Genomic DNA, 13504 nt, shown 5'->3' with positions numbered 1-13504 from the left:
GAACGCATTTAACGGATTTAACGGATGGATGTTGAGTAGGGACACGGCAATGCCGTGTCCTGACGGGGAGCTACGACTTTTAATAATTGGTATAAGATTGAGGATTGTAGCGAGATTTTTTTAAATTGGTATTATGTTGTTGGTCTGGAATCTGGGAACCTGTATCAGATATTTACAGTCTTGGACTCATTCAGGTCTTGTTAAACCCGGTCTCTACTATAAATCTTAGGTTTAGCTGTTCCGCATCCGCCCAGAAACCGGGTTTCTAGAGTCCGATGCCGATCGCCCTAATTTAGTACAATACAATCAGGACGAGGTTTTGCTCCTACCGTCCGCAATCAGTGGAGTTTCGGCGATAGCTGACGCCAGATTCATCTAAAACCAGACATGAGTTCGATTGCACTTTTCTCCGACCTGTTTTTTAGGAAAAGTCAACAAATGTGATAGGCTCCAGATAAACCAATAGACTGCTGACAAAAGCGGTCTATTGCAATCACCCAAAATTAACTTTAAGGGACATCAATGAATTTCAAACATCTGGTTATTTCCGGCATTGCCCTGATCCTCGGTACTGCAATTGTAGGAAATGCGATTGCTCAAGAACTGACCGACGACCAGAAAACGGTTGTTTGTCGCTTGAAAACAGAAGTTGACCAGCGGAAAGGCAACGGTCAAAAATTAGTATTTGTGCCGTTGCTGGGCCAAGTTCGCAACCAAGTTTCATCTCCTTTTAGAGCCACGCTGCATCCTAATGTGGAGTATGTTTTTGTTGCCACTTGCGACGGAAATTGCCAGGATTTAAACTTATCTCTCAAGGATGCAAGCGGCCAGGAAATCGCTGTGAGTCAAAAAACAGGCGAACTGGCGTCAATCTCTTTTACTCCCCCATCCCAAGGCGAATATCAAATCAGTGCTAAGCCTGGGGAATGCAAGAAGGCAGAGGGTTGCAATTTCGGCATGGGAATCTTCGTCCCTGCCTCTGCAAACGTACCTAATGCTTCAAAAATTCCTGCTGAGATAGCACAATTTCGACTTTGCCAGTAGAGGAAAACTTACAAGTTGTGAGTTGTGAGTAGAGTTAAGTTGTGAATAACCAATCTAACTCATAACTTGCAACTTATAACTCGTAAATTTTAATTAGTTATTCACAAATTAGCCAAACTGTCAAGCAGAGAAATCAGTGGAACCCTGCACAGACCCGAAAGTGCCGAAATTTGGTTGGGCATGAAAAACTCTATTTACCCTCACGCAGGCATCAATTAGAATATAGATAGTGCCTCTCAGGGTGACGAGTATATTGCCCATGTCTTCAACCTTAGCCTCGAAAAATCAACCCCATAACCCCCCTCAAACAGATTTGAGAAATATGTTCACTCGCTTGGGTATCAGGCAGAAAATCGGCTGCGGATACGCCTTGGTCATTTGTATTGCCATTGTGGGTGCTGTGGCGGGACGGGGAGTAGAAATTTATTACAAACAGCAGGTGCGGGAAAAACTGGCGCTCGATCGAGATAAAGGGGAAATCTTGACCAACCTCAATAACACCGTGCAGGAAGTCAGAATTCAGCAGCAAAAGCTGGCGAGTCTGACGGCAAAACCGCAAATTTTCGATCGCGAACGCTCGGAATTCCTGGCTCGCGTTGCTCAGATGAGCGGCATCCTCGAACAACTGCAAACTTTTCCACCCACGAAGAATCCCGAGGTGGCCAAAGACTACGAACTGCTTCAACAGTTCGTTCAAGTCAACGGCAAAACTGTAGAATCATACTTTCAAGAAGTACAAAAATTGTTGGCGACTGCGAAATTATCTGGTTTAAATCCGAGGCAGCAGAAGGCTTTCGAGCAGAACTTGAACAATTTTGCTGCTGGCGAAACCGCTTTGAAACTCGAACAGTTTTCGCAGGATTCAGCCAAACTGGCCGGCAGCTTTGGCGAGAAAGCAGATGAGGCATTGAGTACCTACGACAAAGCAGAAAAACTCGGAACTCTGATTCTCGTTTGCTCTCTCTTGATATCAGGTGCGATCGCAGCAATTCTAGCAGCATACACCAGCGGGGCGATCGCTCGTTCCTTAGAAGCCACAACCCTGATCGCTCAGAGAGTGACAGAAGAATCGAACTTTGACCTGCAAGTACCCGTCACTACTTCCGACGAAGTGGGAATGCTAGCAATTTCCCTCAACGAACTAATCCAAAGAGTAGCGGAATACACAGAAGAATTGCACGAAGCAAAAATAGCAGCCGAAGCTGCCAACCGCTCGAAAAGTGCATTTCTCGCCAACATGAGCCACGAACTACGCACCCCCCTCAACGCCATCATTAACTACAGCGAAATGCTGCAAGAAGATGCTCAAGATTCTGGTTCAGAAGACTTTCTCCCCGACTTAGAAAAAATTCAAACCGCAGGCAAACACCTGCTGGATATGATTAGCGACATCCTCGACATTTCCAAAATAGAAGCAGGTCACGTCACCCTTTATTTGGAAAACTTTGACGTGGCGACCATGATTGAAGAAGTGATGACTACGGCTCAACCGCTAGTAGAAAAAAAAGGCAATGCTTTAGCACTGAAAACAAAAGGCGAACTCGGCACAATGTACGCCGATCAACCGAAAGTGCGACAAATTCTCCTCAATTTGCTCAGCAATGCTGCCAAATTTACCGAAAAAGGCGTCATTACTATCGGCGTGGAAAGAATTAAAATTGAAAAATCAAGACCGATGAAACCTAATAAAAATAATGATTTTCAGTCGAGTTCAAACTACACTTCTCAAGTTTTAATGTTTCGAGTCAGCGACACCGGCATTGGCATGACGGACGAGCAATTAGAGCAGATATTTAAACCTTTTACCCAAGCTGATGCTTCGACTACCCGCAAATACGGAGGGACGGGTTTGGGATTGACAATTAGCCAGCGTTTGTGTCAAATTCTCGGCGGCGAAATTAGCGTTGAAAGCGAAGACGGTAAAGGCTCAACTTTTATTGTCAGTCTCCCGGAACGGGTGGTGATGCAGGCATGAATGATATCAGATTGAAATTCGATCCTCTTCGAGGGCTCCGCTAACGCGCGATCGTAAATCAGTTATAAGATTGGTACTGAGTACGATCGTCCCAAGGAGTTTTAAGAAAAGTAAATTCCTGACTACAAAGCTACCTGAATAATTAATCATTGCTAGATTTTATTGCATATTGCCCGAATTTGAACCGGAAGGTGAAACACAGGGCGGAAATACCTATCTCAATATACGGGAACACCGATCCGTCCCCCCTCCCCAACTCCCTACAATGATGATTGTACGGGCGATCGAGCAATTGCCTCTACAGTATCAATCATTTTCAATTCAGGGAATTAAAATTTATGCAACCGAATAATCCAAATCAATTTACAGAAAAAGCTTGGGAAGCCCTCGCGCGCACCCCAGAAATCGTCAAAGCAGGTCAGCAGCAGCAGCTAGAAAGCGAACATTTGATGAAAGCTTTGCTGGAACAAGAATCGGGACTTGCTAGCAGCTTATTTAACAAAGCGGGAGTTTCTGTAGCAAAATTGCGCGATCGCACTGACGAGTTTATCAGCCGCCAGCCCAGAATCACTGGAAGCGGCGGCAACGTTTATCTCGGTCGTTCTCTCGACACCCTGCTAGACCGCGCCGAAACTTACCGAAAAGAGTACGGCGATGAATTTATTTCGATCGAGCATTTGATACTAGGTTACGTTAAGGACGATCGCTTCGGCAGAAATCTACTGCAAGAATTTAAACTAGATGAAGCCAAACTCAAAGACATAATTGCCCAAGTCCGGGGGAACAACAAAGTGACAGATCAAAATCCAGAAGGCAAATACGAAGCGCTGGAAAAATACGGCCGAGATTTGACAGAAGCCGCACGTCAAGGCAAACTCGATCCGGTAATCGGACGCGATGACGAAATCCGCCGCACGATTCAAATTTTGAGCCGCCGCACCAAAAATAACCCCGTACTAATTGGGGAACCGGGAGTCGGAAAAACTGCGATCGCCGAAGGACTCGCCCAGCGAATTATCACCGGAGATGTGCCGCAATCTCTCAAAGACAGACAATTAATTAGCTTAGATATGGGCGCGTTAATTGCCGGTGCAAAATTCCGGGGAGAATTTGAAGAACGCTTGAAAGCGGTACTCAAAGAAGTTACCGACAGCAACGGCAAAGTCATCTTATTTATCGATGAAATTCACACCGTTGTCGGTGCCGGTGCAACTCAAGGATCGATGGATGCCGGCAACTTGCTCAAACCCATGTTAGCGAGGGGAGAATTGCGCTGTATCGGCGCTACAACTCTCGACGAATACCGCAAATACCTCGAAAAAGATGCGGCACTAGAACGCCGTTTTCAACAAGTTTATGTTGACCAACCGACAGTTGAAGATACTGTCTCGATTTTGCGGGGTTTGAAAGAACGGTACGAAGTTCACCACGGGGTAAAAATTTCCGACAGCGCCCTAGTGGCGGCGGCTACTTTGTCTACTCGATATATTAGCGATCGCTTCCTTCCAGACAAAGCCATTGACTTAGTGGACGAAGCAGCGGCTAAACTCAAAATGGAGATTACCTCCAAGCCGGAAGAACTAGACGAAATCGACCGCAGGATTTTGCAGCTAGAAATGGAAAGACTGTCGCTGCAAAAAGAAAGTAACTCTGCTTCGATCGAACGCTTGGAAAGACTGGAAAAAGACTTAGCCAATCTCAAGGAACAGCAAAGCGCTTTGAATGCCCAGTGGCAATCTGAAAAAAATGTCATCGGCAGCATTCAAAAGATTAAAGAACAGATTGATAAGGTCAATATTGAAATTCAGCAAGCTGAATTAAAATATGACCTGAACCGGGCTGCTGAGTTGAAATATAGCAAGTTAACCGAATTGCAAAAACAACTGCAACAAGCTGAATCTCAACTGTCAACAACTCAAACCACAGGTAAAACTTTGCTGCGGGAAGAAGTTACAGAAGGTGACATTGCCGAGATTATTTCCAAGTGGACGGGAATTCCGATCAGCAAGTTGGTTGAATCGGAAATGCAGAAACTTCTGCACTTGGAAGGTGAACTGCACAAGCGGGTAATTGGACAGGATGAAGCGGTGACGGCGGTTGCAGATGCAATTCAGCGATCGCGCGCAGGTTTGGCAGATCCAAATCGTCCGGTTGCGAGTTTTATCTTCCTCGGCCCCACGGGTGTTGGTAAAACTGAGTTGGCGAAAGCATTAGCGGCTTATCTGTTCGATACCGAAGAAGCGATCGTCCGAATTGATATGTCGGAATACATGGAGAAACACGCGGTTTCACGGTTAATTGGTGCGCCTCCGGGATACGTCGGCTACGATGAAGGCGGACAATTAACTGAGGCCGTGCGGCGCCGTCCTTACTCAGTAATTCTATTCGATGAAATCGAGAAAGCGCACCCGGATGTATTCAACATCATGCTGCAAATTTTGGATGACGGCCGCGTTACCGACGCTCAAGGTCACACAGTAGACTTTAAGAATTCTGTGATTATTATGACATCGAATGTCGGCTCTCAATACATCTTAGATGTGGCGGGAGATAACGAACTAATGCGGAGTCGGGTGATGGAAGCGATGCGGGGAACTTTCCGCCCGGAATTCCTCAACCGGATTGATGAAATGATTATCTTCCACGGTTTGAGTAAGACGGAACTGCGGCAGATTGTGCTGTTGCAAGTTAAGCGCTTGGAAAAACGGTTAGCCGATCGCAAAATGTCTCTGAAATTGTCGGAATCTGCGATCGACTTCTTAGCAGAAATTGGTTACGATCCGGTGTACGGTGCGCGGCCTTTGAAGCGGGGAATTCAACGCGAGTTGGAAACGCAAATGGCGAAGGGTATTTTGCGGGGAGATTTTGCTGACGGCGATACCATTTTTGTGGATATCGAGAATGAAAGGTTGGCGTTTAAGCGGCTGCCGGCACAGTTGGTGACTGCGAAATAATTTGGGTAGGGTGGGCTGCGGCCCACCTTATTTTTTTGAGGCGAGGGTTCTTTTTTTTACCGCAGATGTAGGCGGATGGACGCGGATGGACGCGGATGGGATTGCGGGCGATCGTTCTTAAGGGCGATCGCTCCGAGATTCTTCATTTTTCTGCTCTTGGCGCTCTCTAACTGCTTTAGCTGCGACATGGGAGAGCAAGTTGGCGAGGGTTCTATCTTCCTCTTCGGCCCATTCAGACAAGGCTTGATGAACGTCTTCTGGCAGTGTAACTGTAACTCGCATTCGTGAAGGCATAGGTGGGCACGGCTTTACTTCAATTGTCTTTAATTTTACACTTTAACATCATTTTCTATATTTTTATGTCAATTGCATCTAATAACATCAAATGATGCTATAAGTGTATATAGGGTTCAGACCCTAAAAAGTCAGAAGCCAGCCCCTTACTGTCCAAGGTTCCGGGCTGGCTTTGGCTCCAAAAATAGCAATGGAGTGTATTCAATTATGACTTATAAAGACCGCTTGCACTGTTGGGCGATCGCCCGTTTGTTACCTTCTCATCAATGGATGATTGTCGCCTGCTTCCGCAGTCGTTCCGATGCAGAGGGGCATTTTAAGTTTTTGCGTCAAACTAGGGGTATAGCCGAGATACGGGCTTGCATCGGACACGACGTATTTATTCGCGAGTTATAATCGCGAATAAATTCCCCTTTCTCTTGTCTTCTTACAAAATTGGGATGCTCCCGAAATGATTTAGTCTAAGGGTTTAATCTTCCAATCTAGCACTCTCATTAATCAAGTCAATCTCTTGATTAATTCTTGAGCATACTTAGTATTAGCAGAATCAAGACCGACAAACGGCACAATGGCACTGGAAACATCTTCGTCTAACCCTATCTTTGAATCTGCATTTACGTCCGCTGTTGCAGATGCTCCCCCTACCACTGTTGTTAGTTCAGCGTCGCTCAGTTCTTCAAATAGCTCGGCAGACTGCAAATTAGTGATTTCGATTTGACTCATAAGTATTCTGAGTCCCCGTAAAAACATTACGGACTTGCGTACATACAATACTTTATACACTTTTTTTTAAATAGTAATCAGTCCGGCAGTAAGTTGACAAATAGCACCTTTGCGGCTAATGGGTCTTTCTGGAGCTTTGCCCTGGCCGGTGCGAATTTCAAAGCGAATTTGAGGAACCACAGAGGCACAAAGGTCACAAAGTTTTTCATCAGCGCAGATCGCTTTAATCGACGGGAAGTTTACTGAGAAGTTATCATAGGGCAACGGAAAGTAGAAGCGGAGCAAATTGCTCTTTCTGTCAGTCTAGCGGGGAAAAAGGAAAGCCTGACCCAGACTTTTCGATAGATTTTTTTTCGGAAAATATTAAATCAGACATTCCGCACCCCTTTAGACGAAAGCCTCTGGCTCAGGACAATTTGCGACCGTAGTTGTACACTTCTTCTTCGCCCAAACGGTCGATAATCGCCCAATGTACTGTGTTGAGTTCAGGAATTTGTAACATAAATATCCAGTTAGCTTCTATGCTTTCCCCTTTTGTTGGGAGCATCGGTGTCTCTGGAGTACACAGGGTAATTTTAGTGGTGGGTTTTTGCATATAGTGGTAAGACGAGGGTTCATGATCGCCATTAAAATAAGCGTATGGCACACCCACAGCAGCAGCATTAGCAGCGATCACCTCTGTAACCGAGCTTTCTTCTGGGTAGTCACCTACAAAGCCTACAAAGCTATAGTATGCTGTGTCCAATGCTTCCTCAAAAGTTACCTGACCGCCTAAAGCTTTCTGTGTCTTAATCGCTTCTGGATCTGCCTCTAGGATTAGATTGTCTAAGCCAAGGGATGAAGTTAGATTAGACAGTTTTTGACTGTGCTCAGTATAAGCATAGCTAGACATCAAATTTCCCTGAGTATCATACAGCCGTCCCTCATCTGAAGAGTTATTCCAAACAGAGCGTTTGCTACCGAAAGAGAAGCCGCCTGACTCTGGATGCGCTTCGTTAGTATAAACTCGACACTCAGCTCCTTTTTTCAAGACTGTCCCCGTGGGAAAAGAGAATTCTTGATTGCGATTGTCTGTGTGAATTTTCCAGCCTGATATATCTATATCAACCAGCCCCTCGTTGACAATCGCGATATATTCGTCCGCCTCAGTCGATTTAACGCTTCCGTCCGAAAAAATCCTCGAAATCCTGACGTGGGGTGTTGCCTGTGAGAGATCGAGTATTGCATACAGCCCTTCTCCATCAGGACTAGAAACGAGAATTTGATTGGCCTGCTCGGATGGTTGGAAATCGATAATCGAACTGCCATTGCGTTGATAGAGAGATTTAACTCCCGCAAAAATCGGATGAGAGCTATTAATGGGTTGATTTCCTGAAATCCCGTTATAGCCCTCTTTAAACTGTAAACCCAATTCCCAAAGAAACCAGTTAAAGTTATACGCTTCAGCATAGTCCTCATCTTCCGTCTCGGCAGCGAAGTAAACGTTCCCTCCGGCTCCAAGCAAATCTCTGATTCTAGTCTCATCAACACCAGTGTCATGTGTAAAAATCGCATCCACATCTTCTGGGATATCATATCCAACCGTCCATGTATGACCGGCTTCAGTCATTGTCTGTGCTAAAGCCGATTCAGATTCTGCTAGATCCGGATCAATGTAAGAATGAAACTTGCCTGGACGACCGCCCGTAAACCAATTGGCAATATTTTTAGCAAAAATAGCCGAGTCAGGAGATTGTTCAAATCCGACGTTACTTAAAGTTGAAGCATCATTAGCGAGAAAGATTTTGCCTAATTTTTTGTTCATAGACTCGGTTCCTAACCTTCGGAGTAGTTGGTAGACTTACTGGTGTGGGTGCAGGGAAAGATGGCTAATTGTTGCTGTGACAAAATTCTCACTTCTAAGTGGAAATTATTAATCACAAAAGGAATGATAACTCCATCGCTCGCTTTGATAGACATATCCTTAATATAAACAAAATAGGACGATAAAAATGATAAAAAATATTGGGAGAGAACGGAACAAGCCCTGTAACAAGAATCTAAACACTCCAGCCAGCAATCAAGACACTTGCGAGCCAGAATTAACTGCAACTACGATCGTACCAACGGTATCTCACACCCACAAGCCGGGTTAGGACACTTTACCGTCCTCGCTCACAACCAAGCAATCACTGTTGCTTCATCCCTACCTTTTTTCCGTGGCAGTTTCACCTTCGGGTACAAATGCCCAATCCGCTTCAGAGCCTCATCCCGCATCCACTTCCTGTAATAGCGCACATCAATAGCTTTTGTTACGTTTCTTAATCTCGTGTCCTCGGAATGCACGTATCTCGTCTTTACCCCAACTATACCTCACGTTAAGTTTGAGGTTGTGTTCGATCGCACTGGGGAAAGTCACCGTTTATCGGCGTTGGGCCGTCATTCCAATCCTGTCACCAGCGCGTTATAAATGGTAATTTTTGAGGCGGTTTCAGTTAACTAAACATTGGCGATTCCCTACGGGATAGCTTCGCTTCACGCACTTTTTTTGATAAGTGCGATCGCTTGTACGAAGTAAGTCCCAAATTTTCATGGTAAAATCATAGTACCGATAAGTCTATTCACTCCGCAATATCCGATTATTATTTAAGAATATGCGATCGAAACTAGAAATTACCGAGCAACACAAAAAGGTTGATGCTGCTGAAGCCGAAATCCGCGACAAGCAGCAGCTAGTTAATTACGATACCAAAGAGTATCCAGTCGAAATACTCGTTCAAAAATATATGGAAGGGAAGGATGATGATACCAATGAGTTGTTCATTCCCGACTACCAACGTGAAATGGCTTGGGATGAAGCAAGGCAGTCAAAGTTTATTGAGTCGTATCCGCTCAATAAATCGGGGTAATACCAATTCACTATGAAGCTGCATTTAATAGAACGCTAAGGATATAGTTCCAACCAGAAAGACATCAGCTTCATTTAGTGTATCTTCATAGTGAATTGGTATAACAGTAAAAAAAGAAGGTTAACAATCTAGGCACAGCATGGTAGAATATGACATATTATTAATCATAAAATCAAGAATGTCATAGTCTTTTTTAGCCACTAAAGTCACAATTAACCGTGGGTTTATACGACACTTACTACAGGAATCAAGGACCAATAATTCAGAGCCTTTATATTTTTTTGAATTTCTTCAATCAGACCAGGACACACCCAGAGAATAAACCGAAGATTGTTGACGAATAATCGTCCCTAGAGATGGAATATTTCCCAGGTAAGAAATACGGTCGTGCATATATTCAAAAAAGCTAATTCCTAATTGGCGGGTAGTCGCCACCAGAGACATGAAAACATCCATCGCCTTAGTTCCTTCACAAGTTTGGGTTGCATAACTAATATTTCGTCGCTGCACGATTGTTCTAGCAGCTAATTCGGCAGGGTTATTATGTAAAGGTAATTCCGGATGCTCCAAAACTAAAAGCAACTCAGATATTTTACTCAAAGTTAATTTTTTTCGTTCATCTAATTGTTCATAACCAGTTAGACTGCCGAAAATCTCCCAAAATTTTGATTTGAGCCTGAGCTTCTCTAATCCAGATGGAGAGTTTTTGTAAGCTAATAATTCTCGGTAGTAATCCCAAAAATCATCAAGAAACTTGTCTAACTTTTTTTGATGACAAGTAACAAAGGGACTTAACTTTTTATAATGTCTTGCTTCATGCACCCAACATAAAGATAAATCATCTGTGAGTAATTTAAACTGGGGTGCATCATCAGTCACCAGAGTTTTTATTACCGGAATCTGGGATTGCTGAGCATAAAAAGCAATCGCTGCTGCCTCTAAAATCCTGGTACGATGTTGAGAGCCTACAGAACCCAGATTTTGATTCAGCAAGGAGTTAAACTCATCACCCTTCAACGGAATTTCTTGCGGCAATCCTTTAATTTGATGGCTCCACTTCTGGGGTACATTGAACTTATCTAATAGCTGGTAAGTAAGTGGAGATAGAATAAACTCAAGTTCTCGGTTGTTCTGTAATACTCCAAGTACGCTTAATCGGTCTTTTCTTAAGGTTGTAAAATAAACTGTATATAATGGGTGGCAAATTATATTTGTAGTGTGATTTACTCCTTTAACACGCGCACTTGTTTGGTCTAAGTGTTGCCAGGGGCTACTTGCTAATCCGGATACATACACTTCGTTAAATTCTGATTCAAACTTTGATGAATTATTTACCAACAGATTTGATAAATAACCGGCTGACATTGAAATCCCAATATTGCTTAAAAAATCTAATAGCTTCCCTTGAGTCATGTTTCCCCCGTAATACAGGCTCATAACTAACGCTTTTATTCCGGGGCCAAACTCTCCATCATATCCGGATGGTAACGATGCTAAGTATGTTTTCTTTTCTGAAGGTGAGTAATACTTCTCTTTCCGGAATAACACGTTATCTGTTTTCAGTAAAATGTCTTGAACTATTACCTCTTCATAACCCTTAAATTCTGAATCGAATGGTAGTTCTGCTTCAGGATACTCCAGGATTTTTTCTCGGTCAACTTTGACCAGAGCATTTTTACTACTTTTAATGTGCTTTTTTGGTGCTTTTCGCTCTTTTTCCGATGAGTAGTTCTCTTTTAACTTTTTCGCTCCATTAGCTTTGACCTCTGGTTTGCCTTGTTCTCCTTTCAGGCGATTGTTTTCAGATTTTAATCTTTGATTTTCGGCTCGTAATTCTCTGGTTTCTGCTTGTAATTGCTCTACAAGGTTCAGCAATATGGACACCGTACGACGCAATGATTCGTCGGCAATCTCAGATGGCTCAATGCTTTGCAGTAAGGTCTCTACTAATTGGTCAGCAGATGTTTTTTGCGTCATGCTTTATATTCTACCATGCTCTTCGTATTTGTGAACCTTCTTTTTTGCTGTTACCCCTCTTTATTGAGCGGATACATTGAGTCTATAATTTTGGGCCTGCCAATACCTTATATTTTTGTTGCTGACATCCATGAGGACGAAAACGATGAAGCCCGTTTAGAAATAATAGATGGTACACAACGCATTCGGACTCTAACTAGATTTATCAATAACGAATTAACGTTGACAGATTTAAAGAAAATACAGAGTTTAAATGGATTTAAGTTTTCTGATTTGTCCCTAGCCCGTCAGAGGCGCTTCAATCGCACTACACTTCGGATGATTCAACTAACTGAAAGTGCAAATGAGGAAACGCGAAGAGATTTATTTGAACGCATTAATACAGGTAGCGTCGATCTAAACGAGATGGAAAAGCGCAGAGGCATACTGCCAGGTCAGTTTCTCGAACTGATTGAGGAACTATCGAAACATGACAAGTTCCGCAAATTATGCGCTTTTTCTGAGTCTGCTATTCGCAGTCGCGAACCGCAAGAATTTGTGTTGCGTTTTTTTGCATTTTTAAATAACTATGAGAAGTTTAATAGCAAGATAAACATATTCCTTGATGAGTATCTGAAGCAAGTAAATGCAGATCCGAAATTCGATCGCCAAAAAATGCGGGCAGAATTCGAGTCAATGCTAAACTTTGTAGAAAAATATTTTCCTCAAGGATTTCGCCAAGGTAAAAATGGCGCGAGAACAACAACTAGGATTAAATTCGAGTCTCTGGCTGTCGGTGTTGCTCTTGCTTTAAGAAAAAACAGCAATCTTGAGCCAAGGTCAACAGAATTTCTCAATTCACAACAATTTAAGGATCTCACAAAATCTGATGCTAGCAGTTCTAAAAATAAAGTAGTTTTACGCATTGAATATGTCCGCGATCGACTGCTGGGCTAAAGATGAATACTGTACTCTTAGATTTCAATACACGCGCTCAAGAGGTAGATGATTACTTCATCTTTTTAGATGGCTTAATCAAACAAACCACTAAGTTATCAGTCGCCGATAGTGCTGGACAATATCAAATACAAAGTCTTAATCCTGAGTTAACAAAAACTCTAAAAGCCAATGGTTTTTTGTTATTGTATAACTTAGTTGAATCGACAATGCGAAATGCTATTGTAGCCATATTTGATGAGTTTAAAAATCAAGGAATCTCCTTCGATAAACTCAAACCAGAAATCAAAATGATTGTTCTTCAAAATCTTAAAAACCGTTCTCCCAAGAAAATTCATTTACAAATTAACCAAATATCTATAGACATCATCACAGCTACATTTGAACGCGAAGAATTATTTTCAGGGAATGTGGATGCTAGGTTGATTAAAGAAATAGCAGAAAAATACGGTTTTTCATATCAAACAGACTTTGCTAAGACAAAGAACGGGCAAAACCTTGTAGTTATTAAACGCAACAGGAACGACTTAGCCCACGGAGTTAAGTCTTTTGAGGAAGTGGGGCGAGATCAGACTATTGAGGAACTTGTAGAGATTAAGAAGGAAGTCATAGAGTACCTACGTCAAATACTGCACAATATTAAAATTTATCTTGACAATCAAGAGTATTTGGACATAACTACAGGTACTCCTTAATTTTAGCCTAAGAAACCG

The 13504-nt window shown here is 43.0% G+C and carries 13 protein-coding genes; 8 read left to right on the top strand and 5 right to left on the bottom strand.

Annotation, left to right across the window (positions count from 1 at the left end):
- The first annotated feature begins 522 nt into the window (after positions 1-522).
- From QUA80_RS18800 to clpB, 4 genes are all read left to right on the top strand, one after another.
- Positions 523-1044 carry a hypothetical protein gene (locus QUA80_RS18800; protein WP_333235822.1) on the top strand — a complete coding sequence of 174 codons (522 nt, stop codon included), beginning with the start codon at positions 523-525 and terminating at the stop codon, positions 1042-1044.
- Between the two features lie 259 nt (positions 1045-1303).
- Positions 1304-3019 carry an ATP-binding protein gene (locus tag QUA80_RS18795; protein WP_333426628.1) on the top strand — a complete coding sequence of 572 codons (1716 nt, stop codon included), beginning with the start codon at positions 1304-1306 and terminating at the stop codon, positions 3017-3019.
- Between the two features lie 169 nt (positions 3020-3188).
- Entirely contained in the window at positions 3189-3371 is a 183-nt protein-coding gene (locus QUA80_RS18790) for a hypothetical protein (RefSeq protein ID WP_333426627.1), read from the top strand.
- Positions 3358-5973 (top strand): ATP-dependent chaperone ClpB, encoded by a 2616-nt coding sequence (gene clpB / locus QUA80_RS18785; protein WP_333426626.1) that lies wholly within the window; start codon positions 3358-3360, stop codon positions 5971-5973. Before QUA80_RS18790 ends, clpB begins: the two co-directional genes overlap by 14 nt.
- Before the next feature lie 117 nt (positions 5974-6090).
- On the opposite strand, the gene QUA80_RS18780 is transcribed toward clpB, so the two are convergent.
- Positions 6091-6267, bottom strand: a complete 177-nt coding sequence (locus tag QUA80_RS18780) for a ribbon-helix-helix domain-containing protein (protein ID WP_333426625.1) — start codon at positions 6265-6267, stop codon at positions 6091-6093.
- A gap of 207 nt (positions 6268-6474) precedes the next feature.
- Between QUA80_RS18780 and QUA80_RS18775 the strand changes: the two genes are divergently transcribed.
- Positions 6475-6663 (top strand): hypothetical protein, encoded by a 189-nt coding sequence (locus QUA80_RS18775; protein WP_333426624.1) that lies wholly within the window; start codon positions 6475-6477, stop codon positions 6661-6663.
- A gap of 102 nt (positions 6664-6765) precedes the next feature.
- Here QUA80_RS18775 and QUA80_RS18770 read toward each other — a convergent pair whose 3' ends face one another.
- From QUA80_RS18770 to QUA80_RS18760, 3 genes are all read right to left on the bottom strand, one after another.
- A complete protein-coding gene (locus QUA80_RS18770; RefSeq protein WP_333426623.1) occupies positions 6766-6990 on the bottom strand; it encodes a bacteriocin in 225 nt (74 codons plus the stop codon).
- A gap of 406 nt (positions 6991-7396) precedes the next feature.
- Positions 7397-8794 (bottom strand): lamin tail domain-containing protein, encoded by a 1398-nt coding sequence (locus tag QUA80_RS18765; RefSeq protein WP_333426622.1) that lies wholly within the window; start codon positions 8792-8794, stop codon positions 7397-7399.
- Between the two features lie 11 nt (positions 8795-8805).
- Complete coding sequence (locus tag QUA80_RS18760; RefSeq protein ID WP_333426621.1) at positions 8806-8949, bottom strand: hypothetical protein; 144 nt, start codon at positions 8947-8949, stop codon at positions 8806-8808.
- A gap of 674 nt (positions 8950-9623) precedes the next feature.
- On the opposite strand from QUA80_RS18760, the gene QUA80_RS18755 reads away from it, so the two are divergent.
- The gene (locus QUA80_RS18755; RefSeq protein WP_333426620.1) at positions 9624-9878 is read left to right on the top strand and encodes a hypothetical protein; all 255 of its coding nucleotides are present in this window, start codon (positions 9624-9626) and stop codon (positions 9876-9878) included.
- A 291-nt stretch (positions 9879-10169) separates the two neighbouring features.
- Here QUA80_RS18755 and QUA80_RS18750 read toward each other — a convergent pair whose 3' ends face one another.
- Positions 10170-11855: a hypothetical protein gene (locus QUA80_RS18750; protein WP_333426619.1), complete on the bottom strand. Its 1686-nt coding sequence runs from the start codon at positions 11853-11855 to the stop codon at positions 10170-10172.
- A 15-nt stretch (positions 11856-11870) separates the two neighbouring features.
- On the opposite strand from QUA80_RS18750, the gene QUA80_RS18745 reads away from it, so the two are divergent.
- Positions 11871-12791, top strand: a complete 921-nt coding sequence (locus tag QUA80_RS18745) for a DUF262 domain-containing protein (RefSeq protein ID WP_333426618.1) — start codon at positions 11871-11873, stop codon at positions 12789-12791.
- Positions 12792-12793: 2 nt separating this feature from the next.
- On the top strand, positions 12794-13486 hold the full coding sequence (locus QUA80_RS18740; protein WP_333426617.1) for an MAE_28990/MAE_18760 family HEPN-like nuclease: 693 nt from the start codon (positions 12794-12796) through the stop codon (positions 13484-13486).
- The last annotated feature ends 18 nt before the right edge of the window (positions 13487-13504 follow it).

The organism is Microcoleus sp. F4-D5 (assembly GCF_036704885.1).
In the GTDB taxonomy this organism is placed as follows: Bacteria; Cyanobacteriota; Cyanobacteriia; order Cyanobacteriales; family Microcoleaceae; genus Microcoleus.
The sequence above is the reverse complement of the archived record's forward strand: the minus strand, read 5'-3'. Positions and strand labels throughout refer to the sequence as shown.